Below are 25,642 nucleotides of genomic sequence, written 5' to 3' on the forward strand. Positions count from 1 at the left end.
CCTCTCAGTGATGATATTCACCGGCGTTGACGTCGAGACACTGGCCGGTGACGCACCGGGCGAGCGACGAGGCCAGGAACACGACGGTGTCGGCGATCTCGTCCGGCTCCGGCAGGCGGCGCAGGTCGATCGTCTCCGCCGTCTCGGCGTACACCTGCTCCGGCGGCACGCCGCGTTCCTTCGCCAGATAAGCGAAATACCATTTCAGCGAGTCCGCCCAGATGTAACCGGGCGCTACCGAATTGACCCGGATCCCCCGCGGTCCGAGTTCCGAGGCGAGACTTTGCGCGAGCGCGAGCAGACTCGCCTTCGCCATCTTGTACGCGCCGAAGGTCCGCCGGGAATGCCGCAGTACGGCCGAATTGATCATCACCACCGAGCCGCCGCTCTCCGCGAGCGAAGGCGTGAACAGCCGCGTGAGGCGCAGCGCGGCGAGCACGTTGGTCTCGAACCCCGCCCGCACGTCGGCCAGGTCGACGTCGGCGAGATCCATGATCGGCGGGATGGCGAAAGCGTTGTTCACCAAGGCATCCACCCGGCCGAAGGCCTTCAAGGCGGACTCGGTGAGGTTCGCGGCCGAAGCGTCGTCGGTGATGTCGGTGGGCACGGTGACCGCGCGGCGGCCGAGCGCGTCGACCTCCTTCGCGACCTCGGCGAGCCGCGATTCGGTGCGTGCGGCGAGGACGACGTCGGCGCCCGCCGCGGCACAGCGGATGGCGATGGACCGGCCGAGTCCCGGCCCGACGCCGGAGACCACGACCACCTTGTCCCGCAAGAGATCCGTCATCCCAGCATCCTCGCCGCGACGGCGGTCTGACGGGCCGAGATCCGGTCCGACCATTCCCGCGGGGTCACCCGCGCTTCGTCGTAAAACGGCAACCGGTCGGCCAATTCGCCGAACTTCACCACCTCGACCTCGGGACCGTCGGCTTCGCTCAGCGCACGGGAGAGGCGCTGCCAGCGGATCTGGACGTACCCGCGGTCGTGCCCGGTGCGTTCGAGCCAGTTGGCCAGGCCCGGGTCGCGTTCGCTGATCACGAAACGGATCTTGCCGTCCGGGTCGACCCGCGCCTGGTCGGCGGTGAGGCTCGTCTGATGGTTGATGTAGTCGAGCGAGAGATACCAGACGCTGCCGAGCTGGATGCCCTGATAGGGCGCGTCCGAACGCGGCACCGTCACGATCATGACCTCTTCGTCGCCGAGTTCGTAGTGCCCCGCCGAGGAGTACTGCGTGGTCAGCCCGCCCGGTGTGGGACGCGGCTCGGTCATCGTGTTCACCGGCAGGTTCAGGTAGAACCACTTCGGGAAGGCGAGGAAGGTACGCAGCCTGCTCAGCAGGATCTTGCCGGTGACGCCGTACCGCTTGGCCAGCCCGTCGCGGGTGAGCGGCGCGGGCGCACCACCCGCGGTGTCGGCGCACTGGATCTGGATCGTGCCGCGGCGTTCGGTGGCCCAGTCGCTGTAGACCTCGCGTACCACGAGCATCGACGAACCCGGGCCGAGGACGAAATAGTTGGGGCCGGGGTCGGGTTTCGCCGGGCCGAAGCGGAGTTCGAACGAGCCGTCGTCGGCGATCTCGATCTCGCGGTCGTCGAAGGCGGCGAGGCTGTCCGGCACCTCGACGGGCGAGTAGTCGCCGTTGAGGACCTGGAAACTGACGTCGGCCGTGCTCCCCCGCGTCCCGGTGACGACGTACTCGCGGTCCTCGCGGATGTTCGCGTTGAAGTACAGCGTGTCCGGGTTGTCCAGGCCCATCTTCGTGTACGGCCCGGTGGACTGGGTGAAGAACGGGTAGTCGCGTTCGTAGGCCCACGCCATTTGCAGGGAGGCGCGGATGCTGCCGGCGAGGTAGTCGTATCCCTCGACCAGATCCTGTTCGGTGCGGATGTGCGGCGCCTCCGCGATGACCTTCTCGGCTTCGGCGATCGCGTCCGCCAACGGTTGAGTGAGCACCGGCGACTCCTCATACTGGTACAAATATGTACCGACTTGGTACGTTCTTCGCACGGTCAGACTAGAACGCGTTCTAAGGATGGGTCAATGGCCCGGCATTCCCCGCCCACCGAGCGAGTCGTGAGGCTGCTCGACTTCTTCACCGCGCATCCCGGCCGGCGCTTCGGGCTTTCGGAGCTCGCCCGCGAGCTCGACCTGGCGAAACCGACCTGCCTCGGCATCGTCACCGAACTGACGACGGGCGGCTACCTGGTCCGCGACCCCCAGCCGGTCACCTACCGGCTCGGGCCCGCGATGGTCGCCGCCGGCCGCGTCGCGAGCGAAGGCTTCGGCGCGAGCGAGGTCGCGCGACGACATCTGGAGGACTTGAGCAGGCGCTACGGCGCGACGTGCACGGCGTCGGCCGTGGTCGGCGACCGGATCCTGATGCTGCAGAGCGCCGGGCCAGGCCGCGTCAAACTGGGCGAGACGTATCCGTTCGCTCCGCCGGTCGGCCTGATGTACGTGCTGTGGGACTCCGACGCGGCGTTCGACGCGTGGCTCGCCAAACCCCCGGCGGTGCCGGTGCGATTGGACGAAGCGCACCTTCGCCGCGTCGTCGCCGAATGCCGGGAGCACGGGTATCTGGTGGAGAGCCTGACTTCCGCGGGGCGGCGGCTCTACGCGCTGATGGCGGGCGTCGGCGCGGAGGACCTGCCGCCGGAAGTGCGGGGCCTGGTGGGGGAACTCGTCTCGAGCCTCGGCGAGCGCGTCTACCTCGGCGCCGATCTGGAGCCGCGCCGCAAGCACGCGGTGAGCCTGCTGGCCGCCCCGACGTTCGACGCTTCGGGACGGCAGGAACTGGTGCTCACGCTCTCGGTCGGCGAGCCGGTCACCGGCGCCGAAATCGCGCGACGGGGCGCCGCACTGGTCGCGGCCGCCGATGCCGTCACCGCCGAATCCGGGGGCCGCCACCCCACGCGCATTTAGTCCTCTAAATGCGGCAGTTGCCCGCATCGCCCGGTGCCCTGAATGCCTCCTTCGAGACGTTCAACGTCCCAAAGGTTCCCTTCACGACCCCCGTGACCAGCCCCGGCTCGCATTTAGAGGACTAAATGCGAGCCACGAAGTCCTCCAGCACCCGGTGTCTCCAATGTGGCATTGGGGGCACCGAGCGAGCCTCGGCCTGCCGCATTTAGAGGACTGAACGCGGGTCAGGAGGACCACCGGTTCGCGGTGAGCTTCAGGCTCGGCACGTCGTCCATCGACATCATCGTTTCGTACAGCCGGTCGTACTGGGTGGACGCGGTCAGCCACACGCCGTCCACCCGCCGGTAGGTGTCCTCGTAGTACGCCGCGCCCTCGATGATCACCCGGTGCTCGGGCACGATCACCTTGTCCCGCATCAGCCACGTCCCGGTCGCGGTGTCGCCGTCGACGTCGATCTCCGGCTGCCCGGCGAAGTGCACCGTGGTGACACCGGGGCCGACGGCGTTCCGAAAGAACTCGACGATCGCTTCGCGGCCTTCGAAGGTCAGCGGTTTGCCGTACGACGGCGTTCCGTACCGCGCGTGCACGTCGGCGGTCAGGGTCCCGGCCATCTCGTCCCACAGCTTGAGGTCGAGGCAGCGGAGGTAGCGGGCTTTCAGGCGGCGGATCTCTTCAAGCGCGACCAGGTCCATGTCGACAGCGTCCTCCTCCCCTTGACCAAGCACAAGAACTTGTTCTACTTTTCTGATCTCGAACGACGGAGGTCACGATGGCGTCCCCGGCCTACGAGCTCACCCATCTCGAAGCACTCGAAGCCGAAGCCGTGCACATCTTCCGCGAGGTCGCGGCGACCTTCGAACGGCCCGTGCTGCTGTTCTCCGGCGGCAAGGACTCGATGGTGATGCTTCACGTCGCGGCCAAGGCGTTCTGGCCGTCACCGCCCCCGTTCCCGGTGATGCACGTCGACACTGGGCACAACTTCGACGAGGTCATCGAGTTCCGCGATCGCACGGTCGGCAGGTACGGGCTCCGGCTCGTCGTCTCCAGCGTCCAAGACGACATCGACGCGGGCCGGGTCGTCGAAGACCCGAAGGCCGGCCGCAACCGGCTCCAGACCGCCGCCCTCCTGCGGGGGATCCGCGAGCATTCCTTCGACGCGGTCTTCGGCGGCGCCCGGCGCGACGAGGAGAAGGCCCGCGCGAAGGAACGGGTGTTCAGCTTCCGCGACGAGTTCGGCCAGTGGGATCCGCGCAATCAGCGGCCGGAGCTGTGGGATCTGTACAACGGCAGGCATCGCAAGGGTGAGCACATCCGCGTCTTCCCGCTGTCGAACTGGACAGAGCTCGACATCTGGCAGTACATCGAGGCGGAGGACGTCGACCTGCCGTCGATCTACTACTCGCACCGGCGGCCGGTCGTCCAGCGGGACGGCATGCTGCTCGCGCACACCCGCTTCCTCACCTTGCACGAAGGCGAAAGTCCTTACGAGGCAACGGTTCGCTTCCGCACCGTCGGCGACGCGACCTGCACCGGTTGCGTCGAGTCGACGGCGTCGTCGCCGGGCGAGGTGGTCGCCGAAGTGGCGGTCAGCAGGCTCACCGAACGTGGCGCCACCCGCGCCGACGACCGGATCTCCGAGGCGGGTATGGAAGACCGGAAGAAGGAAGGTTACTTCTGATGGGCGCCTCACTGGTCCGTCTCGCGACGGCGGGCAGCGTCGACGACGGGAAGTCGACGCTGATCGGCCGCCTGCTGTTCGATTCGAAGACGGTGTTCACCGACCAGCTCGAAGCCATCGAACGCACCAGCCGCGACCGCGGCGAGGCGTACCCGAACCTCGCGCTGCTGACCGACGGCTTACGCGCCGAGCGCGAACAGGGCATCACGATCGACGTCGCCCATCGCTATTTCGCCACCCCACGGCGGAAGTTCATCATCGCCGACACGCCGGGACACGTGCAGTACACCCGCAACATGGTCACCGGCGCGTCCACGGCGGATCTCGCGCTGATCCTGATCGACGCCCGCAAGGGCGTGCTCGAACAGTCGCGGCGGCACGCGTTCCTGGCCAGCCTGCTGGGGATCCCGCATCTGGTGCTGTGCGTCAACAAGATGGACCTGGTCGGCTGGTCGCGGGAACGCTTCGAAGAGATCCGCGAGGAGTTCCGCCGGTTCGCCATGAAACTTCAGGTGCACGACCTCACCTTCGTGCCGATGTCGGCGTTGCACGGCGACAACGTCGTGCACCGGAGCACCGGTATGCCTTGGTACGAAGGGACTTCCCTGCTGCATCACCTCGAACAGGTGCACGTGGCCTCGGATCGCAACCTCATCGACGCGCGATTCCCCGTGCAGTACGTGATCCGGGAGCACAGCCGCGACTTCCGCGGCTACGCGGGCACCGTCGCGGGCGGGGTGTTCAAACCCGGTGACGAGGTCGCCGTCCTGCCTTCCGGCTTCACCACCACGGTGCGCGCGATCTGGGGCCCGGGCGGCACCACTGTCACCGAGGCCTTCGCTTCGCAGGCCGTCACGATCGAACTCGAAGACGACCTCGACCTCGGTCGCGGTGACCTGATCTGCCGCCCCGGCAACCGTCCCCACACGAGCCGGGACGTCGACGCGATGGTGTGCTGGTTCTCCGAACAAGGCGCCCTGACCCCGGGCTCGAACTACCTCGTGCGGCACACCACCCGGGAGACCAAGGCCGAGATCCGCGACCTGGACTACCGGCTCGACGTCACCACGCTGCACCGCGACGAGACGGCGAAGTCGTTGTCCCTCAACGAAATCGGCCGGATCCGGCTGCGTGCCCGGCAGCCGTTGCTCTTCGATTCCTACCGCCGCAACCGCTCCACCGGAGGTTTCCTGCTCGTCGACGAGCATTCCGGCGCGACGGTCGCGGCGGGCATGATCACCGGGCCGAGCGTGACCGCGTCCAACGTCGTCTGGCACACCGCCGCGGTCACCAGGGCGGAACGCGCGACACGCGGGCTCACCGTCTGGCTCACCGGGTTTTCCGCGTCCGGGAAATCGAGTGTGGCCGTGGAACTGGAACGGCGGCTGGTGGCGTCGGGCAGGCCCTCGTACCTGCTGGACGGCGACAACCTGCGGCACGGACTGAACGGGAACCTCGGCTTCAGCCCCGCCGATCGCGCCGAGAACGTCCGCCGCGTCGCCGAAGTCGCGAAGCTGTTCGCCGACGCCGGTGTGGTGTCGGTGGTCTCCTTGATCAGCCCGTACCGGGCCGACCGCGAACTCGCCCGCGCCACGCACGAGGCCGCCGGCCTGCCGTTCCTCGAGATCTTCGTCGACACGCCGCTGGAGGTCTGCGAAGACCGCGATCCCAAGGGAATGTACGCGAAGGCGAGGGCGGGCGAGATCAGCGGGTTCACCGGGGTGGACGCTCCCTACGAGCAGCCCGAGAGCCCGGATCTGGTGCTGCGCCCCGAAAACGGGGATCCTGCCGCGATGGCCGCGCTGATCCTCGCCGCCCTCGACTGACCTGAGCCTCAGCCCGCCGGCGTGACGAATCCGGTGTCGTAGGCCTTGATCACCGCTTGCGTCCGGTCCCGCGCGCCGAGTTTCGCGAGCACGTTCCCGACGTGCGTCTTGACCGTCTGCACGCCGAGGTACAGCTCGCCAGCGATCTCCACATTGGACAGTCCACCCGCCATCAACCGCAGCACCTCGCTTTCGCGTTCGGTGAGCCCGGCACCGGACAGACCGTCGAGTGGCCCCCGGTTCGCCTGCTGCGCGGCCAGCCGCCGGATCGCGGCCGGGAACAGCAGCGACTCTCCCGCCGCCACGGTGCGGATCGCCGCGACGATCTCCTCGGGCCGGGCCCGCTTCAACAGGAAGCCGCTCGCCCCGGCGAGCAAGGCGTCGTAGACGTAGTCGTCGTTTTCGAAGGTGGTCACCACGATCACCTTCGGCGGATTGGCAAGAGTGGCCATCAGATGGGTGGTCGCGTGGATCCCGTCGACCGAAGGCATCCGGACGTCCATCAGCACGACGTCGGGCCGGAACCGCGACACCAGGCCGGGCACCTCGGCACCGTCGGACGCTTCGCCGACGACCTCCAGGTCGGGCTCCGAGGCGACGATCGCCCGCAGCCCGGCCCGGATGAGCTGTTCGTCGTCGACCAGCAGCACCCCGATGCTCATCGCCGTTCCCCCCATGGCACCGCCACCTCGACCTTCCAGAATCCGTCCGCGCGGCCCGCGGTGATCGTGCCCCCGAGCACTTCCACCCGTTCCGTCATTCCCCTCAGCCCCCGGCCGCCCCCGTCCCGTGACGGCGGCGCGTCGCCGAGCGGATTGGACACCCGCACCCGCAACAGCTCCGCCCCGGCGTCGACGAGGACCGCCACCGGCACCTTACCGGCGTGCCGCAACGCGTTCGTCAGGCATTCCTGCAAGATCCGGTACGCCTCACGGGAGACGACCGGCGGCACCGCGGACGGATCACCGCGCATCTCCGCCGACACCTCGGCGCCGGCCAGCCGCGTGGCCTCGACCAGCGCGGGCAGCTCCGCCAGCCCGGATTGCGGCGCCCGCGACGACGCCTCGTCACGCAGCAGGCCGAGCACGTGGTCGAGATCGTCCAGCGCGGCGCGGGCCGAATCCTCGATCGCGGTGAGCGCCTGCTCGGTGAAGTCCGGATCGGACCTCAGGGTGCGCCGCGCCGCGCCGGCCTGGATGGTCACGACGCTCAGCGCGTGCCCGACCGAGTCGTGCAGTTCGCGCGCGAGCCGGTTGCGTTCGGCGAGCTGTTCGGTGCGCTTCTCCAGCTGGGCGATCCGCTCCGCGGCCGAGATCCCCAGCAGGCTCTTGGCGCAGCGGGTCAGCACCGCGCCCGCACCCCAGACGACATAGGCCAGCACGACGACGCCGAGCAGGCACGCCACCGGGATCCACGCGCTCGCCCAACCTTTCGGCACCTCGATCGCGCTCGCGTCGGTCAGGGCGATCTTGCCGCTGAACGGGGCCGCGATCGTGAAGCCGAACGCGACCGGGACGAACAGGCTCACCAGGCTGATGACGCAACCGGTGCTCACGTGCAGCAGGAACATCGCGGTCGAACGCAGGCGGACGGGCCAGCTCCCCGCGGGCCCGAACACGACTCCCGGCACGGGATCGTCCAGCAGTTCCCGCACGGCCGCGCCTTCCAGCACGCGGACGGCGGGGATGAACGACGACGCGATCATCACCACGACGACGGTGATCAGCCCGATCACCGTCCCGCGTTCCAACGTCACGACGAGGGGCAGCAGCGACGGCACCATGATGGCGGCGAAGAGCACGTACGGCACGCTCAGCGCGCCACCGAGGATGAAGTAGACCCACCTGCGGTAGGTCGCCCGATCCAGGAGCGGGCCGAAAAGTCGCATGGGGTCTTTCTAGCGTGTGCCGGTTTGGCGCGGATCCCTCATCAGTATCTCCGCGATCTCCCTCGCGAGGGTGACCCGGTGCGCGTCCCCGTCGATGCCGGTATGCGCGACGGCGCCTTCGAGCAGGAGGAAGAGCTGCTCCGCGAGCCGCTCGGGATCGGCGGCGCCCGGCGCGTCCTCGCGGAGGAGTTCGGCGAACTTCGCGCGCACCGCCGCCTTGTGCCGCCGGATCACGTCGAGGCCGGGATGCCCGGCGGGCAGTTCGGCGGCCGCGTTGAGGAACGCGCACCCCCGGTCACTTCCGAGCTTGGGATGATCGACGTAGGCGTCGAAGACCGTCAGCGCCCTGGGCACTTCGGCCTCCGCCAGCCGCTCTTCGAGGTACGCCCACCAGATGTCATGACGGCTTCGCAGGTACGCGACCGTCAGCTCCGTCTTCGACCCGAAGGACGCGTACAGCGTCTTCTTCGTGACGCCCGCGGCCTCGGCGATGGCCGCGACGCCCACGGCGTTCAGGCCCTCCTGGTAGAAGAGCTCGCTCGCGGCGCTCAGAACACGCTCGCCCGCCGGTGTCAGCATGCCCCCGACTATACCGATCGGTTGACCCGAGCGCGAAATGCGGGAACACTCCAGAGGTATACCGCTCGGTATACCTCTGGAGGAGAGCTGATGGTTTATTCGTACAAACGCGAGCTGACGTTCACCGCGGCCGGGTTGTCGCTGATCGCGGTCTCCTACGGACTCGCGAGGTACGCGTACGGCCTCTTCGCCCCGATGCTCCGCACGGAGTTCGGCCTCGACGGCGGCACGCTCGGCGCCATCGCGGCGGGAAGCTACGTCGCGTACTGCCTCGCGGTCATCGCTTCGACCGCCGTGACGACCCGTTGGGGCGCGCGGACGGGTGCGCTCGCCGCCGGGGCGACGGCCACCGCCGGAACGTCCATGATCGCGGCCGCGCCGAACGCGGTCGTCCTCACAGTCGGCGTCGTCCTCGCCGGAGCCAGTACCGGCCTCGCTTCCCCCTCACTCGCCGACGCGGTCTCCCACGTCGTCCGCGTGACCCGCCGGGACCGTGCCCAGTCCGTGGTGAACGCCGGGACCGGACTCGGCGTGCTCGTCTCGGGCCCGGTCTCCCTGCTCGCGGTCGGCGACTGGCGAATGGCTTGGTGGGCCTTCGCCGCGGCCTCGGCCTTGGTGACCTTGTGGATCGCCCGTGTCGTGCCGCCGGTGAAGGACGACCGCGCGCGGGGACTGCCTTCGCCGCTGTTCCCGCCCGCCACCGGACGGCTGCTGCCCGCCGCCGCGACCCTCGGCCTGGCCAGCGCGGCGATCTGGACGTTCGGCCGGGACATCGCCGTGAGCGTCGGCGGACTCGACGAGACCGCCTCGACGGTGGTGTGGATCGTGCTCGGCGCGGTCGGCCTGGCGGGCGCGTTCACCGCCGAACTGACCTCCCGGGCGGGACTGCGCCGCGCCTGGTCGGTGGGAATGCTCCTGTTCGCCGCCGCCACTGCCCTCTTCGCCCTCGCCACCCGCTCTCTTCCGGCGCTCGTCATCGCGGCGGCGCTCTTCGGGGCCGTCTACATCGGACTGACCGGGGTGCTGATCCTCTGGGGTACCAGGGCTTACCCGACGGCGCCCGCGTTCGGTGTCGGCGTGGCGTTCCTGATGCTGGCCCTCGGACAGGCCACCGGAGCACCGATCATCGGTCTTCTGGGTGATCTCCTCGATCTTCGTGCCGGTTTCCTCGCGGCGGCGGTGATCGCCGTCCTCGGCGTCCTGTTCGCACCCAAGGAGGCGACCACTACCTACAACTTCGGGGTCCGCTCCCTCTCAGGGGTGAGTACCGTCCCGCCGCAGCGGGAATCCCGCGCGGGCCGCGCGTGATGTCCTCTTCGGCATGAACCTGCTGCTCGGCCTGCTCACCCTGCCCGTCTACGCGCTCATGCTGTGGCCGCTCGTGGTCGGCGCCCGCCGCGTGCTGGGGGTGCGGATCGGCCTGATCCGCGCGGGCTGCGCCGCCGGCTTCGGCTGGCTCGTCGCGGGCGGCATCCTCGCCGCGTTCCCGCAGGCGATGTACGCGGGAAACGCCTTCGCCGGACTGGTCATCCCGGTGGCGGGCAGCGCCTTCCTGGCCACGCTGATCTTCCTGTTCGTCGCGGAACTCGCGCTTCCCGCCGGTTCGGGGCTCGGGCTGATCGGCAGGATCCGGTCGATGCGCCGCCGCGCGGCCCGGACCCGGCGCTACTCGCAGATCACCCGGATCGCGATCAAACACGGCCTCGGCCGCTACCTCACCGGCCGCCGCGAACCCGGCCTCGCCGAGGTCCGGCACGCCAAACTGGCGCGCTCGCTGCGGCGCGCGCTGGAGGAGGGCGGCGTGACGTTCGTGAAACTCGGCCAGCTGCTCTCGACCCGGTCCGATCTGCTCCCGCCGGTTTTCGTCGACGAACTCAGCAAACTCCAGGACCAGGTCGCCTTCGCCGACGCCGACGAGGTCGCGACGGTGCTGCGGGAGGAACTGGGCGGCGACCCGGCCGAGATCTTCGCCGAATTCGACCCGGAACCGATCGCGGCCGCGTCGATCGCGCAGGTCTACCGGGCGAAGCTGCGCGGCGGGCAGGACGTGGTCGTCAAGGTGCAGCGGCCCGGCGTGCAGGCCTTGGTCGAGCGGGACCTCGACATCGTCCGCCGGGTGGCGGCCGCACTGGACGTACGCGCGGGGTGGGCACGCTCGCTCGGCGTCGTCGACCTCGCCGAAGGATTCGCCGACGCGCTGGTCGAGGAACTCGATTTCCGCACCGAGGCCAGGAACATCGAAGCGGTCACCGCCGCCTCCCCCGGTACCGAGGTCGCCCTTCCGACCGTCCACAAAGAACTGTCCACCGAACGTGTTTTGGTGATGCGACGCCTCGACGGCAAACCGCTCGCCGCCGCCAAGGAGCAGGTGCCGGTCGCGGAGCGGGCGAAACTCGCGCGGTCGATGCTGCGGTGCGTGCTCGGCCAGGTGATGGGCAGCGGCGTCTTCCACGCCGACCCGCATCCCGGCAACGTCCTGCTGCTCGCCGACGGCAGGCTCGGGCTGCTCGACTTCGGCTCCGTCGGCAGGCTCGACTCGGGTCTGCGCGGCGGGCTGCAGAACCTGATCCTCGCGCTGGACCGCGGCGACCCGGCCGCGTTGCGCGACGGCCTGCTGGAGATCGTCGACCGGCCGGACGAGATCGAGGAGCGGCGGCTGGAACGGGCGCTGGGTGCCTTGGTGGCCAAGCATTTCAACCACGGCCAGGCCCCGGATCTCGACATGTTCACCGACCTGTTCCGGGTGATCGCCGACTTCAAGCTCAGCGTGCCCCCGCCGATCGCCGCGGTGTTCCGCGCCCTGGCCACCTTGGAGGGGACACTGGCCGCGCTGGCGCCGGGATTCAACATCGTCGTCGAATCCCGCGCCTACGCCGCCGAGCAGGTCGGTGCCGGCCTGCGCCCGGAATCGCTGCGGTCCACGGCCACCAACGAACTGATGGCGCTCCTGCCGGTGCTGCGACGGCTGCCCCGCCGCGTCGACCGGATCGGCGACGCGCTGGAGCAGGGCAGGCTTTCGGTCAACGTCCGGCTGTTCTCCGACGAACGCGACCGCGACGTGGTCACCGGGCTGGTGCACGAGATCCTGCTGGCGTTCGTCGGCGTGGCCACCGGGCTGATGGCCGTGCTGCTGCTGGGCAGCGCGACCGGCCCGGAGGTGCTGGCCGGGGTCACGCTGCACCAGATGTTCGGCTACAACCTGCTGGTGGTCAGCGCATTGGTGGGATTGCGGCTGCTCTTCGTCGTTTTCCGGCGGAGCGGACAACGAGCACGATCGCCCCGATGACCCCGACGGCCACGAGCCCGGCCCCACCGAACGCGAGGTTGCGCGAAGTGCGGAACCCGGTGTCGGACACCGGATCGCCGGGCAATCCGGCCTCGACGAACGCGGTGGTCTGCGGGAAGGGATCGGCGGCGAGGACACTCCCCAGCCCGACGACGACTCCGACGACTTTCGACAGCGGCACGGCGCCGTCACCCGGCATGCCGACGTAGAGCCGTGAGTCCCGGGAGTTGTTCCGCTGGTCGCCCACGACGAACACGGCGCCCGGCGGCACCTGGACGCTGAACGGCCGGTACTCCTTGCGGCCGTACCCGTTGTCGTCCTCGGTGTAGGGCTCCTTGACGGGCTTCCCGTTGACGGTGATCAGGTTGTCCTGCGTGCAACAGACGACCCGATCACCGCCGACACCGATCACCCGCTTGACGATCCGGCCGTCGGCGGGGCTCGAATCCGGGAACGCGGAAACCTCCATGAGGACCACCGCGCCGCGAGGGATCTCGGGCAGGGAGGTCCAGCGGTACAGCACGACCGCTCCCGGCTGGATCGTGGGCGCCATCCCGCCGCCGGGAACGCTCGCCATCCGGTAGCTCAGCAGGGTCCAGAACCCGTATCCGCCGGCGCCCACGCCGACGACCGCCAGCAGGATCATCACGAGCAGGAGCGGGGAGAATCTTCGCTTCGGCCCGGGTCTGTCGGCGGGCGGCGCGGGAAAGTCCGTTTCGGTCACAGCGCAGAGTAGCGCCACTCAACCTCGGGGCGCGTACATGATGACCCCGACCCCGGCCAGGCAGATCAACGCGCCGATCACGTCGTAGCGGTCCGGGCGGTAGCCGTCGGCGACCATGCCCCACGCCAGCGAACCCGCGACGAACACTCCGCCGTACGCGGCGAGGATGCGGCCGAAGTTCGCGTCGGGCTGCAAGGTCGCGACGAAGCCGTAGAGGCCGAGCGCGATGACGCCGGCGCCGATCCAGAGGTAGCCGCGGTGCTCCCGGACGCCTTGCCAGATCAGCCAGGCACCGCCGATCTCCAGCAGGGCGGCGAGCGCGAAGAGCGCGATGGACCGGAAGATCATCCCGGCAGCTTATTGCGGCGTGGTCGTGTGCTTGACCGGACGACACGCGTGATCCAGCGGACGACACGCGTGTCTGGATGGACGACACGCGCCCGGCCGGGGTTTCACCGCGAGTCGTCCGCCCAATCACGCGTGTCGTCCGTCGGATCACGCGCGTCGTCCATCCAGACACGCGAACCGGCGCTATCCGCATCAGCGGCGCGGTATAGGCCGTTATACGCTCGGCGCCCTCTACCCGCCCCCGAATGCAATGAACGGTCCTTTCCTTGCAAATTTCGCAAGGAAAGGACCGTTCCTAGCACTCGAAAGGAGCGAAGCGAGCCTCAGACGGTGAAGCCGAGCGCCCGCAGCTGTTCGCGGCCGTCGTCGGTGATCTTCTCCGGACCCCACGGCGGCATCCAGACCCAGTTGATCCGGAAGTCCTTGACCAGTCCCGTTCCCCCGCCGACGAGCGCGGCACCGGTCTGGTCCTCGATGACGTCGGTCAGCGGGCAGGCCGCCGACGTCAGGGTCATGTCGATGGTGGCGGTGTTGTCCGCCTCGACGCGGATGTCGTAGACCAGCCCGAGGTCGACGACGTTGATGCCGAGCTCCGGGTCGACGACGTCGCGCATCGCCTCTTCGACGTCCTCGACCTTCGCCACGTCGGCGCTGTCCGGGGCGGCGGCGGTCTCGGCGTCGAGGTCGGCGGCCGTGCGGCCCTCGCGGGTTTCGGTCTGCTGTTCGGTCATGCCGTCTCAACTCCGTTGGTCGTGCGGGCGACGGCGTCCTTGAACGCCATCCATCCGAGCAGGGCGCATTTCACGCGGGCCGGGTACTTGGCCACGCCGGCGAAGGCGATGCCGTCCTCCAGCACGTCCTCGTCCGGCTCGATCTGTCCCTTGCCCTGCATCAGCTCGACGAAGGCGTCCATGGTGGTGAACGCCTCCTCCACGGTGTGCCCGACGACGAGATCCGTCAAGACCGACGTGGACGCCTGGCTGATCGAGCAGCCCTGTCCCTCGTAGGAGACGTCGGCGACCTTCCCGTCGTCGACCTTCACCCGCAACGTCACCTCGTCGCCACAGGTCGGGTTGACCTGGAACGACTCGGCGTCGAACGGCTCGCGCAGGCCGCGGCCGTGCGGGTTCTTGTAGTGGTCCAGGATGATCTCCTGGTACATGCTCTCCAGGTTCATCACGCCACCCCGAAGAACTTCTGCGCCTCACGCACACCGTTCACCAAAGCGTCCACTTCGGACAGGGTGTTGTAGACGTAGAACGACGCGCGCACGGTCGCGGGCACCGAGCAGGCCCGGTGCAGCGGCCACGCGCAGTGATGCCCGACGCGGACGGCGACACCGAGGCTGTCCAGCACCTGACCCGAGTCGTGCGGGTGGACGCCGTCGATGACGAACGAGACGAGCCCGCCGCGGTCGACCATGTCGGTGGGGCCGACGATCCGCACGCCCGGGATCTCGCCGAGTCCGGCCAGTGCCGCCTCGGTGAGCATGTGCTCGTGCGCGGCGACGCGGTCCATGCCGATCGCCGACAGGTAGTCGGCGGCCGCACCGAGGCCGACGGCCTGCGACGTCATCGGGGTGCCCGCCTCGAACCGCTGCGGCGGCGCGGCGAAGGTGGTCTGCTCCATGCGGACCAGCTCGATCATCGAGCCACCGGTCAGGAACGGCGGCATCGCTTCGAGCAGCTCGCGGCGGCCGTAGAGGACACCGATGCCGTACGGGCCGACCATCTTGTGCCCGGCGAAAGCGGCGAAGTCGACGTCCAGCGCGTGCAGGTCCACGGGGAAGTGCGGCACCGACTGGCAGGCGTCCAGCACGACCAGCGCGCCGACCTTGCGGGCCTTCTTCACCAGGAACTCGACCGGGTTGATCGTGCCGAGCACGTTGGACTGGTGCGTGAACGCCAGCACCTTGGTCCGCTCGGTGATCAGCTCGTCCACATTGGACAGATCGAGCCTGCCGTCCGCGGTGACGGAGAACCACTTCAGCGTCGCGCCGGTACGCTGGCTGAGCTGCTGCCACGGAACCAGGTTCGCGTGGTGCTCCATCTCGGTGATGACGATCTCGTCGCCGGGACCGAGCTTGAACCGCTCGGCCTCGGGACCGGCCGTGGCGGCGTTGCTCATCGCGTAGGCGACGAGGTTGATGCCCTCGGTGGCGTTCTTGGTGAACACCAGCTCGTGCGGGGAGGCGCCGACGAACTCCGCGATCCGCACGCGGGCGGACTCGTAGGCGTCGGTCGCCTCCTCGGCGAGCTGGTGCGCGCCGCGGTGCACCGCGGCGTTCGAGGTCTCCAGGAACCGGCGCTCGGCTTCGAGCACCTGCGCCGGCTTCTGGGACGTCGCACCGGAATCCAGATACACCAAGGGTTTCCCGTCCCGGACCGTGCGGGTCAGGATCGGGAAGTCGGCCCTGATGGCCGCTACGTCCAGCGGAACAGAGTTAGCCGTGGTGGTGGTCATCGGGCCAACTCCTCTCGGTGTAGTCGTGAAGTTCAGTGATCAGACGGCGGCGGTCTCGGCGGAGCCGGTGTACTTGACGTACCCGTTCTCCTCGAGCTCGTCCGCGAGTTCACGGCCACCGGACTCGACGATCTTGCCGCCGGCGAAGACGTGCACGAAGTCGGGCGTGATGTGCCGCAGGATCCGCGTGTAGTGCGTGATCAGCATGACGCCGGCGTCGTTGTTGGCCTTGAACTCGTTGACGCCCTCGGACACGACGCGCAGCGCGTCGACGTCGAGGCCGGAGTCGGTCTCGTCGAGGATGGCGATCTTCGGCTTGAGCAGCGCCAGCTGCAGGATCTCGTGGCGCTTCTTCTCGCCGCCGGAGAAGCCCTCGTTCACCGAACGCTCGGCGAACTCGGCCGAGATCTCCAGCTTGCCCATCTCCTCCTTGACCTCCTTGACCCAGTGGCGCAGCTTGGGGGCCTCGCCACGGACCGCGGTGGCCGCGGTGCGGAGGAAGTTGGACATGGACACGCCCGGCACCTCGACCGGGTACTGCATCGCGAGGAACAGGCCCGCGCGGGCGCGCTCGTCGACGCTCATCTCCAGCACGTCCTCACCGTCGAGCAGGACCTGCCCGGAGGTGACTTCGTACTTGGGGTGACCGGCGATGGCGTAGGACAGCGTGGACTTGCCCGAACCGTTGGGGCCCATGATCGCGTGGGTCTCGCCCGACTTGATGGTCAGGTTGACGCCCTTGAGGATCTCCTTGGGGCCCTCCTCGGTCGTGACCGAGGCGTGCAGATCCTTGATTTCCAGCGTAGGCATTTCTTTCCTAAAAGTCTCTTGTGGACGGACGCGCGCTCAGGCGCCGACAGCTTCGAGTTCGGCTTCGATCGCGGCCTCGAGACGCTCGCGCACCTCGGGAACGCCGATCTTGACCAGGATCTCGTGGAAGAACCCGCGTACGACCAGGCGGCGCGCGGCGTCTTCGCCGATTCCGCGCGACTGGAGGTAGAACAACTGCTCGTCGTCGAACCTTCCCGTCGCGCTCGCGTGGCCCGCGCCTTCGATCTCGCCGGTCTCGATCTCCAGGTTCGGGATCGAGTCGGCCCGCGCGCCCGGCGTGAGCACCAGGTTGCGGTTGAGCTCGTAGGTGTCGGTGGCCTCGGCGGCCGCCCGGATCAGCACGTCGCCGACCCACACGGTGTGCGCGTCGTCGCCCTGCAGCGCGCCCTTGTACATCACGCGCGACTTGCAGTTCGGCACCGCGTGGTCGACGAAGAGCCGGTGCTCCTGGTGCTGGCCCGAGTCCGCGAAGTACAGGCCGAGCATCTCGACGTCGCCGCCCTTGTCGGCGAAGGTCGCCGTCGGCGAGACGCGGACCAGGTCACCGCCCAGGGTGATGACGATGTGCTTGAGGCTGGCGTCGCGCCCGAGCTTCAGGTGCTGCTCGGAGACGTGCACCGCGTCGTCGGCCCAGTCCTGGACGCTGACCACGGTGACGTTCGCCGAATCGCCGATGACGAACTCGACGTTGTCGGCGTACGTGCCGGAGCCGACGTGGTCGAGGACGATGACGGCCTCGGAGAACTGCTCGGCGCGCACCTGCACGTGCCCGTAGGCGACCTTGCCCTCGCCGGGGCCGGTGATCTTCACCGTCGACGGCTTCGACGTCTTCGTCTCCTTGGGCACCGTGATGACGGTGGCCTCGGTGAACGAGGAGTACGCCTGCGCGGCGATCCGGTCGCTCGGGACACCCGCGGCGCCGAGGCGCTCGTCGTCCCGGCCGACCGTCTCGATCTTCAGTTCGGGGGCGGCGTCGGCGTCCACGGTGGCCGAACCCGAGGCGGCGGCGGACCCGTCGTGCAGGCCGCGCAGCCGCTTCATCGGCGTGAAGCGCCAGTTCTCCTCACGACCGCCGGGGACCTCGAAGGCCTCGACGTCGTAGGAGGTGAATCGCTCCGCGCGGGACGTGGCCGGGATGACCACGCCCTCGCGCATCGCTTCGGAAACGTTGTTCTCGGTAACCGACATGACTAGCCGACGGACCCTTCCATCTGAAGCTCGATCAGGCGGTTCAGCTCGAGCGCGTACTCCATCGGCAGCTCACGCGCGATGGGCTCGACGAACCCGCGCACGATCATCGCCATGGCCTCGGCCTCGTCGAGACCGCGCGACATGAGGTAGAACATCTGGTCTTCGCTGACCTTCGAGACGGTCGCCTCGTGGCCCATGGAGACCTCGTCGTTGCGGATGTCGACGTACGGGTACGTGTCCGACCGCGAGATCGTGTCGACCAGCAGCGCGTCACAGACGACGCTGGACCGCGAGTGGTGCGCCCGCTTGGCGACCTTCACCAGGCCGCGGTACGAGGTGCGGCCACCGCCGCGCGCCACCGACTTCGACACGATGGTCGAGGAGGTGTGCGGCGCCAGGTGCTCCATCTTCGCGCCGGCGTCCTGGTGCTGGCCCTCGCCCGCGAACGCGACCGAGAGGACCTCGCCCTTGGCGTGCTCGCCCATGAGGAACACGGACGGGTACTTCATCGTGACCTTGGAGCCGATGTTGCCGTCGATCCACTCCATGGTCGCGCCCTCTTCGCACTTGGCGCGCTTGGTGACCAGGTTGTAGACGTTGTTCGACCAGTTCTGGATGGTCGTGTAGCGGCAGCGGGCGCCCTTCTTCACGATGATCTCCACGACCGCCGAGTGCAGCGAGTCGGACTGGTAGATCGGCGCGGTGCAACCCTCGACGTAGTGCACGTAGGCGTCTTCGTCGACGATGATCAGGGTCCGCTCGAACTGACCCATGTTCTCGGTGTTGATCCGGAAGTAGGCCTGCAGCGGGATGTCCACCTTGACGCCCTTGGGCACGTAGATGAACGAACCGCCGGACCACACCGCGGTGTTCAGCGCGGAGAACTTGTTGTCCCCGGCCGGGATCACGGAGCCGAAGTACTCCTTGAAGATCTCCGGGTGCTCCTTGAGCGCGGTGTCGGTGTCCAGGAACAGGACGCCCTGGGCCTCCAGGTCCTCGCGGATCTGGTGGTAGACGACCTCGGACTCGTACTGCGCGGCGACACCGGCGACGAGGCGCTGCTTCTCCGCCTCGGGGATGCCCAGCTTGTCGTACGTGTTCTTGATGTCCTCGGGCAGGTCTTCCCAGGAGGTGGCCTGCTTCTCCGTGGACCGCACGAAGTACTTGATGTTGTCGAAGTCGATCCCGGAGAGGTCCGCACCCCAGTTGGGCATCGGCTTCAAGTCGAAGAGCTTGAGCGCCTTCAGTCGCGCTTCGCGCATCCACTCCGGCTCGGACTTCTTCGAGGAGATGTCGGTGACGACGTCCTCGTTCAGTCCGCGACGGGCGCTGGCGCCCGCCTCGTCGGAGTCCGCCCAGCCGAACGCGTACTTGCCAAGGGACTCGATGGTCTCTTCCTGGCTCATGGGCGCGGTGGTGGGAGTGCGCTGCTCGGCAGCGGCAGTCATGCGGGTTTCCCTCCATTCGGGATCCGTGCTGTGCGCCCTGGGGAGGGCGCCGTGCTTCCCGGCCCGGGTGTGGCCGGGTGACCCGTCGAGACGACGGGTACGTGTGTGGTGCACGCGTTGTCACCGCGTGCGATGGTCGCCAGCCGCTGGACGTGAGTACCCAGCAGTTCCGCGAAAGCCTCGGTTTCGGCTTCACACAACTGAGGGAACTCGGCGGCGACGTGGGCGACCGGGCAATGGTGCTGGCAGAGCTGTTCGCCGACACCGACCTGACGGGTCGACGCAGCGTAGCCCTCCCTGGTCAGCGCCGCAGCGAGAGCCTCGGCACGGGCGGCCGGGTCCGTGTGCTTGGTGATCGCGTCCTGGTGCGGACCGACCAGCGAAGCGACCCGAGCCTCCGCGAAGGCCTTCACGGCGTCTTCGCCGGCGTGTTCGGCGAGGAAGCGGATGGCCGAGGACGCGAGATCGTCGTAGGCGTGCCCGAACCGGGCGCGGCCGGCTTCGGTGAGGAGGAAGTTCTTGGCGGGACGGCCTCGTCCGCGGGGGCCCCGGCGGGGCGCGTCCCGGGTTTCGGCCTCGCCGTCGGCGAGCAGCGCGTCGAGATGACGGCGGACGGCGGCGGCGCTGATACCCAGCTGCTCGGCCACCACGACGGCGGTCATCGGACCCTGTTCCAGCAGCAAACGGGCCACTTCGTGCCTGGTCCTGCCCTCGGGGCCGACCTGCACGGGGACAGGCTGGACCTCGGCGCGGGGCATGTCGCCACCGGCCTCGTCCTGCGTCCCCGTCTTTTTCACAACACAAGTGTGACGTATTTCCGGGGAGACGGCAAAGAGGGGTGCCTCACGGAGTGGCGTGGGTCACGTCGGCGCGGCTGAGCACAGGGGTAACCACGTACCCGCCCGGTCTGTTCCCGGGATCGCTACCCTTCGTGCGTGGTAGTGGGCGATCACCCGGCACAGCGGGACAAGGACGAAGACCGGGCGGCGGGGTCGGTGGCGACGCTCGTGCCCGGGCGCCCGCACGATCCGGAACCGCTGGACGACAAGGAACTGCGCGGGCTGAACGTGGTCCGCCGGTTCGGCGCGGTCGGCTCCCTGTTCCTCGCCCTCGGCTCGCTCGGCGCGGGTGCCGCCCCGGTGATCAACCCGGTGCAGGAGATCCCGGTCCTGCGGCTGTTCACCCGGATCCCGATGGTCTCGCTCGCGATGGGCCTGGCGGGCATGGCGATCATCGTGCTCAGCTGGCTGCTGCTCGGCCGGTTCGCCCAGCCCGCGCGCCGCCGCCTCGCCACCCAGGGCCAGCTCGCCCGCACCATCGCGCTCTGGTGCGCGCCGCTGCTGTTCATCCCGCCGCTGTTCTCCCGCGACGTCTACAGCTATCTCGCGCAGAGCGAGATCGTCGCGCGCGGGATGGACCCGTACTCCCTCGGCCCGGCCGAAGCGCTCGGCGTCTCCGACCCGCTGACTTCGGGCGTCTCCAACATGTGGCGCGAGACCCCGGCGCCCTACGGCCCGCTGCTGCTGCGTCTCGGCGGCTGGCTCGCGCCGCTCAGCAGCGGCAACATCGTCACCGGCGTGCTGCTGCAGCGCGGGCTCGCGCTGATCGGCGTCATCCTGATCATCTGGGCGCTGCCCCGGCTGGCCCGCCGGTTCGGCGTGCAGCCCGCCACCGCGCTGTGGCTCGGCGCGGCGAACCCGCTGCTGATCTTCCACTTCGTCGCCGGCGCCCACAACGACGCGCTCGCCATCGGGCTCATGGTGGCCGGGCTGGAGGTCGGCCTCCAGCGGATGCCGGTGCGGTTCAAGAACGACGAACCGCCACCGCTGGCCAAGGGCGAACTGCTGTACATCGGGCTCGGGGTGGTGCTCATCACCCTCGGCGTCGCGGTGAAGATCAACGCGATCCTGGCGCTGCCGTTCTTCACGGTGATGGTCGCCAGACGCTGGCACGGCCGGATCAAGGACCTCATCACCGCCGCGGTACCGATGGCGTTGCTGTTCGGGGTGACCCTGGTGGCGGTCTGTTACGGCACCGGCCTCGGCTTCGGCTGGGTCGGCGCGCTCGGGACGCCGGGGCTGGTCCGCTCGTGGATCTCGCCGACGTCGGAACTCGCCGCGCTCGGCGGTGTCCTCGGCATCGCGCTCGGCCTCGGCAACCACACCAACGCGATGGTGCCGATCCTGGGCTCGCTCGGCTATCTCGTCGCGGGCGCGGTGACGGTCAAGTTCCTCTGGGACAGTTTCAAATGGCGCTACCGCCCGATCATCGGGCTCGGTGTCTCCCTCGGCGCGGTGATGGTGCTGCACGTCGCGCTGCAGCCCTGGTATCTGCTGTGGGCGATCATCCCGCTCGCCGCGGCGGCGGGGACCTCGCGGTTCCGCATCGCCGCGACGATCGTCACCGCCGTCCTGCCGTTCCTCCTGCCGACGACGGGGAGCACCTTCGAGGGCCGCGGTTTCGTGCTGCCATTCGCGTGGGCGGCCGCCGGGGTCGTCACGCTTCTGGGGCTGTTCATCGTCCACCGCCTCTCACCACTGCTGCTGTCCAGACCGTCCCCGGAGCATTCGGTCCCGGCGTGAGGCCGTATCGTGACCTGTCGTGAACGCCCCCGCCGTCGAGATCACCGGGCTGGTGAAGCGCTACGGATCCACCACCGCCGTCGATGGACTCGACCTGCGGATGGAACGTGGCACCCTGCTCGCTCTGCTCGGCCCGAACGGGGCCGGCAAGACCACCACCGTCGAGATCTGCGAAGGCTTCCTGCGGCCTGACGACGGCGAAGTCCGCGTGCTGGGCCTGAACCCGGCGCGCGACGGCGCGGCGCTGCGACCCCGGATCGGCGTGATGCCCCAGGGCGGTGGCGCGTATCCCGGCGTCCGCGCCGACGAGATGCTCGGCCTGGTCGCCGCGTGCGCGGCGAATCCGCTCGACCCGGCGTGGCTGCTGGACGTCCTCGGTCTTTCGGGCGCGAGGAAGACGCCGTTCAAACGGCTTTCCGGCGGGCAGCAGCAACGGCTCTCCCTCGCCTGCGCGCTCGTAGGGCGGCCGGAGTTGCTCTTCCTCGACGAGCCGACGGCGGGGATGGACCCGCAGGCCCGCCGCCTGGTCTGGGATCTGCTCGAAGCGCTGCGCGCCGACGGGGTCAGCGTGCTGCTCACCACGCATCTGATGGAGGAGGCCGAAACGCTGGCCGACACCGTGGTGATCGTGGACCACGGCAAGGTCGTCGTCGAAGGTTCCCCGCAGTCGCTGACCGTCGAAGCCGGCGAGACGGCGCAGTTGCGGTTCAAGGCCCGCACGCGGCTCGACACCGCGCTGCTGACCGCGGCGCTGCCCGAAGGGCACCTCGTCCACGAGTCGGCGCCGGGCACGTATCTCGTCGAGGGCGCGATCGATCCGCAGGTCGTGTCGACGGTGACGGCGTGGTGCGCGCAGCAGGGGGTCATGCCGGAGGAACTGCAGGTCGGCAGGCGCACGCTGGAAGAGGTCTTCCTGGAGCTGACCGGACGGGAACTGCGCGCATGACCACGACGCCCACCCCGCGGTTCGCCGCCGGCACGTTCACTCCCGCTCCCGGTCGCGGTTCGCTCGGCAAGATGCTCCGCACGCACGCGAAGGTCGAGGCGAGCCTGACGCTGCGCCACGGCGAGCAGATCCTGCTGACCCTGCTCATCCCGCTCGCGCTGCTGATCGGCCTGTCGCTGCTGGACATCCTGCCGTCGTCACAACTCGGCGATTCATCCAAAGTGGACTGGATCACGCCGAGGATCCTCGCGCTGGCGGTGATGTCGTCCGCGTTCACCGGACAGGCCATCGCGCTGGGCTTCGACCGTCGTTACGGCGTCCTCAAGCGGCTTTCCGCGACCGCGCTGCCCCGCTGGCTGCTCGTCGCGGGCCGGGTCGCCGCCGCGCTCGTGGTGGTCGCGCTGCAGGCGGTGATCCTCGGTGTCGTCGCCGCGCTGCTGGGCTGGTCGCCGTCGCTCGGCGGGATCCTCGGCGCGATCCCGTTCCTGATCGTCGGCACGCTCGCGTTCGGCGCGCTCGGCCTGCTGCTCGGCGGGGCGCTGCGCGCGGAAGCCGTGCTGGCGCTGGCGAACATCGTCTGGTTCGTGCTGCTGCTCGCGGGCGGCATCCTGCTGGCGCCGTCGACGATGCCGTCCGGCGTGGCGTGGATCGTCGAACTGCTGCCTTCGGGCGCGCTCGCCGAAGGGCTGCGGTCGGTGCTGCTGGACGGTTCGTTCGGCTGGGGCCCGTTCGCGGTGCTCGTCGGCTGGGGTGTCGTCGCGGGCGCGGTGGCGAGCAAGACGACTCGCCTGACCTGAGGCGGCCGACACAGCCGGTGCGGCCGGTGGAAGGCTCTCAGGAAGAGCGTTCTAGCATCGGACGGTGCCGTTCCAGAGCCTTGTAGCGCGTCTGCCGTATCCCTCGTTCGCGGTCCAGCGAGCGGTCGCGATAGCGGCGGTGATCGCCCAGGCCGGAATCGGCGTCACCGGATCGGTCGTCCGGGTCACGGGTTCGGGTCTCGGCTGCCCGACCTGGCCGCAATGCGTCGAAGGCAGCATCGTGCCGGTCGCGCACCCCGAATTCGACGCGCTCACCCAGTGGATCGAATTCAGCAACCGGATGCTGACCGGGGTGGTCATCCTGGTCGCCGCGCTGTGCGTGATCACCGCGTGGCGTGTGCAGATCGAGCACCCGAGCCGCCGCCGTCTGGTGAAGCTGGCCTGGACGATGCCCGCCGGCGTGATGCTGCAGGCCGTCGTCGGCGGGATCACCGTGCTCGCGAAACTCGAATGGTGGACCGTCGCGCTCCACTTCCTCGCCTCCACTCCCCTGGTCTGGCTCGCGGTGCTGCTGCTGCGGGCGTTCAAGGAGGGTGACGAGCCCGCGCGCTGGCTGATCCCGGACGCGGGCCGCAAGACGTTGATCGTGCTCGCCGCGGCCATGTGGGCCGTGCTCGTCGCGGGCACCGTGGTGACCGGCGCGGGCCCGCACGGCGGCGACCCCGGCACCCATCGCCTCCAGGCCCCGATCGAGACGCTCACCCAGGTCCACGGCGGACTGCTGGTGGTCTACCTGATCGTGCTGGCCGTCTTCGGGCTCCAGCTGATGCGGGGCGAGACGCCGAAGCCGGTGTGGCGGCGCTACACGATCGTTTGGGTCGTCGCGCTTTCCCAGGGCGTCCTGGGCTCGGTGCAGTACGCGCTCGGCGTGCCGGAAGCGCTGGTCTCGCTCCATGTCCTCGGCTCCGCGCTGGTGATCATCTCGACGGCCGCGCTGTGGTGCGGTTCGCGCGATCGTGGCCCCGCGCCGGTTTCGCCCGCCGCCGATCGGGAACTCGCCACTTCGAACTGACCCCTCGGCAAACCGGACGTAACCCCCGGGCGGCGTGCTCGCCAGACTGCCCCCTTACGCTGCGCTCGGTGCCCCACTCGGGGGTCACCACCGAGTCGAGGCACGAGGTGTCGCATGACCGCCAGCACCGAGCCGGACGCACCGGCCAGTCCGTCCAAACCCCTGATCTCCCACCGCCGGGGTTCCGGCGAGATGCTGATACTCAAGACCTTCCTGCTGGTCCCGTTCGTCGCGCTGCTCGCCGCCGTGCCGATCGTGTGGGGCTGGGGCATGACCTGGGTCGACCTCGTGCTGGCGGCGGTGTTCTACACCCTCGGGACGCTCGGGGTGACCGTCGGCTACCACCGCTACTTCACCCACGGCGCCTTCAAGGCCGGGCGCCCGCTGCGGGTCGCGCTCGCCATCGCCGGGAGTTTCGCGGTGCAGGGCTCGGTGATCTTCTGGGTGGCCAGCCACCGTCGCCACCACGCCTTCGCCGACCGTGAAGGCGACCCGCACTCCCCCTGGCTGTTCGGGACCTCACCCGGGGCGCTGCTGCGCGGCTTCTGGCACGCGCACATGGGCTGGATGTTCAGCCGCGAGGTGACCAACTACGACCGGTTCGCGCCGGATCTGGTGGCGGACAAGGATCTCCGGGTGGTGAACCGCTACTTCTGGCTGTGGATCACGCTGAGCCTCGCGCTGCCCGCGGTGCTCGGCGGGCTGCTCAGCTGGTCGTGGTGGGGCGTGGTGACCGGGTTCTTCTGGGCCGGGCTGGTCCGGATCGCGTTCCTGCACCACGTCACCTGGTCGGTGAACTCGATCTGCCACCTGGTCGGCGAGCGCCCGTTCGCCAGCCGGGACAAGGCGGCGAACTTCTGGCCGCTGGCGATCCTGTCCATGGGCGAGTCGTGGCACAACTCCCACCACGCCGACCCGACCTGCGCGCGGCACGGTGTCCTGCGTGGACAGGTCGACGTGTCGGCGCGGGTGATCTGGCTGTTCGAGAAGTTCGGCTGGGCACGGGACGTGCGGTGGCCGAAGCCGGAACGCCTGGCCGCGAAACTCGTCAAACCCGCCTGACCCCCGATCGCGTTTCGTCCTCTGAATGCGGTAGTTGC

The 25,642-nt window shown here is 69.1% G+C and carries 25 protein-coding genes; 10 read left to right on the forward strand and 15 right to left on the reverse strand.

Features of this window, described 5'->3' with window-relative positions:
- Positions 1-4 precede the first annotated feature (4 nt).
- Together DMC64_RS30465 and DMC64_RS30470 are read right to left on the reverse strand one after the other, a co-directional pair.
- Positions 5-787: an SDR family oxidoreductase gene (locus DMC64_RS30465; protein WP_125736342.1), complete on the reverse strand. Its 783-nt coding sequence runs from the start codon at positions 785-787 to the stop codon at positions 5-7.
- On the reverse strand, positions 784-1,953 hold the full coding sequence (locus tag DMC64_RS30470; protein WP_125736343.1) for a DUF1214 domain-containing protein: 1,170 nt from the start codon (positions 1,951-1,953) through the stop codon (positions 784-786). The genes DMC64_RS30465 and DMC64_RS30470 overlap by 4 nt, the downstream gene beginning before the upstream one ends.
- 87 nt (positions 1,954-2,040) lie before the next feature.
- Here DMC64_RS30470 and DMC64_RS30475 point away from each other — a divergent pair, with 87 nt between their 5' ends.
- A complete protein-coding gene (locus DMC64_RS30475) occupies positions 2,041-2,922 on the forward strand; it encodes a helix-turn-helix domain-containing protein (RefSeq protein WP_125736344.1) in 882 nt (293 codons plus the stop codon).
- A gap of 224 nt (positions 2,923-3,146) precedes the next feature.
- Here the strand turns inward: DMC64_RS30475 and DMC64_RS30480 are convergent, their stop codons facing one another.
- Complete coding sequence (locus tag DMC64_RS30480; RefSeq protein WP_016333182.1) at positions 3,147-3,614, reverse strand: nuclear transport factor 2 family protein; 468 nt, start codon at positions 3,612-3,614, stop codon at positions 3,147-3,149.
- 77 nt (positions 3,615-3,691) lie between these two features.
- Between DMC64_RS30480 and cysD the strand changes: the two genes are divergently transcribed.
- Complete coding sequence (gene cysD, locus DMC64_RS30485; protein WP_125736345.1) at positions 3,692-4,600, forward strand: sulfate adenylyltransferase subunit CysD; 909 nt, start codon at positions 3,692-3,694, stop codon at positions 4,598-4,600.
- Positions 4,600-6,426: an adenylyl-sulfate kinase gene (gene cysC, locus DMC64_RS30490; RefSeq protein ID WP_125736346.1), complete on the forward strand. Its 1,827-nt coding sequence runs from the start codon at positions 4,600-4,602 to the stop codon at positions 6,424-6,426. The genes cysD and cysC overlap by 1 nt, the downstream gene beginning before the upstream one ends.
- A gap of 8 nt (positions 6,427-6,434) precedes the next feature.
- On the opposite strand, the gene DMC64_RS30495 is transcribed toward cysC, so the two are convergent.
- Genes DMC64_RS30495 through DMC64_RS30505 form a run of 3 tightly spaced genes read right to left on the reverse strand, consistent with a single transcriptional unit; the run spans position 6,435 to position 8,893 of the window.
- Entirely contained in the window at positions 6,435-7,088 is a 654-nt protein-coding gene (locus DMC64_RS30495) for a response regulator transcription factor (protein ID WP_125736347.1), read from the reverse strand.
- Positions 7,085-8,314 (reverse strand): sensor histidine kinase, encoded by a 1,230-nt coding sequence (locus DMC64_RS30500; RefSeq protein ID WP_125736348.1) that lies wholly within the window; start codon positions 8,312-8,314, stop codon positions 7,085-7,087. Before DMC64_RS30500 ends, DMC64_RS30495 begins: the two co-directional genes overlap by 4 nt.
- A 9-nt stretch (positions 8,315-8,323) precedes the next feature.
- The gene (locus DMC64_RS30505; protein ID WP_125736349.1) at positions 8,324-8,893 is read right to left on the reverse strand and encodes a TetR/AcrR family transcriptional regulator; all 570 of its coding nucleotides are present in this window, start codon (positions 8,891-8,893) and stop codon (positions 8,324-8,326) included.
- A gap of 90 nt (positions 8,894-8,983) precedes the next feature.
- On the opposite strand from DMC64_RS30505, the gene DMC64_RS30510 reads away from it, so the two are divergent.
- Positions 8,984-10,201, forward strand: a complete 1,218-nt coding sequence (locus tag DMC64_RS30510; protein ID WP_125736350.1) for an MFS transporter — start codon at positions 8,984-8,986, stop codon at positions 10,199-10,201.
- Between the two features lie 13 nt (positions 10,202-10,214).
- Positions 10,215-12,179, forward strand: coding sequence for an AarF/ABC1/UbiB kinase family protein (locus tag DMC64_RS30515; RefSeq protein ID WP_125736351.1), 1,965 nt, complete (start codon positions 10,215-10,217; stop codon positions 12,177-12,179).
- On the opposite strand, the gene lepB is transcribed toward DMC64_RS30515, so the two are convergent.
- The 9 genes from lepB to DMC64_RS30560 all read right to left on the reverse strand — a co-directional run bounded on the left by lepB (position 12,103) and on the right by DMC64_RS30560 (position 19,981).
- On the reverse strand, positions 12,103-12,903 hold the full coding sequence (gene lepB / locus DMC64_RS30520) for a signal peptidase I (RefSeq protein ID WP_125736352.1): 801 nt from the start codon (positions 12,901-12,903) through the stop codon (positions 12,103-12,105). The two genes, DMC64_RS30515 and lepB, sit on opposite strands and share 77 nt — an antisense overlap.
- Positions 12,904-12,921: 18 nt before the next feature.
- The gene (locus DMC64_RS30525) at positions 12,922-13,251 is read right to left on the reverse strand and encodes a YnfA family protein (RefSeq protein WP_125736353.1); all 330 of its coding nucleotides are present in this window, start codon (positions 13,249-13,251) and stop codon (positions 12,922-12,924) included.
- A 323-nt stretch (positions 13,252-13,574) separates the two neighbouring features.
- Positions 13,575-13,982, reverse strand: coding sequence for a metal-sulfur cluster assembly factor (locus tag DMC64_RS30530; protein ID WP_016333171.1), 408 nt, complete (start codon positions 13,980-13,982; stop codon positions 13,575-13,577).
- Positions 13,979-14,428, reverse strand: coding sequence for a Fe-S cluster assembly sulfur transfer protein SufU (gene sufU / locus DMC64_RS30535; protein ID WP_007029705.1), 450 nt, complete (start codon positions 14,426-14,428; stop codon positions 13,979-13,981). The genes DMC64_RS30530 and sufU overlap by 4 nt, the downstream gene beginning before the upstream one ends.
- Entirely contained in the window at positions 14,428-15,714 is a 1,287-nt protein-coding gene (locus DMC64_RS30540) for a cysteine desulfurase (RefSeq protein ID WP_125736354.1), read from the reverse strand. The genes sufU and DMC64_RS30540 overlap by 1 nt, the downstream gene beginning before the upstream one ends.
- Before the next feature lie 39 nt (positions 15,715-15,753).
- Positions 15,754-16,524: a Fe-S cluster assembly ATPase SufC gene (gene sufC, locus DMC64_RS30545; RefSeq protein WP_016333168.1), complete on the reverse strand. Its 771-nt coding sequence runs from the start codon at positions 16,522-16,524 to the stop codon at positions 15,754-15,756.
- A gap of 36 nt (positions 16,525-16,560) precedes the next feature.
- Positions 16,561-17,733, reverse strand: coding sequence for a Fe-S cluster assembly protein SufD (gene sufD / locus DMC64_RS30550; RefSeq protein WP_037344045.1), 1,173 nt, complete (start codon positions 17,731-17,733; stop codon positions 16,561-16,563).
- 2 nt (positions 17,734-17,735) lie between these two features.
- A complete protein-coding gene (sufB, locus tag DMC64_RS30555) occupies positions 17,736-19,184 on the reverse strand; it encodes a Fe-S cluster assembly protein SufB (protein ID WP_007029701.1) in 1,449 nt (482 codons plus the stop codon).
- Positions 19,181-19,981: a metalloregulator ArsR/SmtB family transcription factor gene (locus DMC64_RS30560; protein WP_016333166.1), complete on the reverse strand. Its 801-nt coding sequence runs from the start codon at positions 19,979-19,981 to the stop codon at positions 19,181-19,183. The genes sufB and DMC64_RS30560 overlap by 4 nt, the downstream gene beginning before the upstream one ends.
- Positions 19,982-20,179: 198 nt before the next feature.
- Here DMC64_RS30560 and mptB point away from each other — a divergent pair, with 198 nt between their 5' ends.
- The 5 genes from mptB (at position 20,180) to DMC64_RS30585 (ending at position 25,604) form a co-directional block, all read left to right on the forward strand.
- A complete protein-coding gene (gene mptB, locus DMC64_RS30565; protein ID WP_125736586.1) occupies positions 20,180-21,766 on the forward strand; it encodes a polyprenol phosphomannose-dependent alpha 1,6 mannosyltransferase MptB in 1,587 nt (528 codons plus the stop codon).
- Between the two features lie 19 nt (positions 21,767-21,785).
- Positions 21,786-22,712 carry an ABC transporter ATP-binding protein gene (locus DMC64_RS30570; protein WP_037344043.1) on the forward strand — a complete coding sequence of 309 codons (927 nt, stop codon included), beginning with the start codon at positions 21,786-21,788 and terminating at the stop codon, positions 22,710-22,712.
- On the forward strand, positions 22,709-23,509 hold the full coding sequence (locus tag DMC64_RS30575) for an ABC transporter permease (protein WP_125736355.1): 801 nt from the start codon (positions 22,709-22,711) through the stop codon (positions 23,507-23,509). Before DMC64_RS30570 ends, DMC64_RS30575 begins: the two co-directional genes overlap by 4 nt.
- Before the next feature lie 64 nt (positions 23,510-23,573).
- Positions 23,574-24,542 (forward strand): heme A synthase, encoded by a 969-nt coding sequence (locus tag DMC64_RS30580; RefSeq protein ID WP_125736356.1) that lies wholly within the window; start codon positions 23,574-23,576, stop codon positions 24,540-24,542.
- Between the two features lie 114 nt (positions 24,543-24,656).
- On the forward strand, positions 24,657-25,604 hold the full coding sequence (locus tag DMC64_RS30585; protein WP_125736357.1) for an acyl-CoA desaturase: 948 nt from the start codon (positions 24,657-24,659) through the stop codon (positions 25,602-25,604).
- Positions 25,605-25,642: the final 38 nt, after the last annotated feature.

The sequence above is a fragment of the Amycolatopsis sp. WAC 04197 genome (assembly GCF_003947475.1).
In the GTDB taxonomy this organism is placed as follows: Bacteria; Actinomycetota; Actinomycetes; order Mycobacteriales; family Pseudonocardiaceae; genus Amycolatopsis; species Amycolatopsis japonica.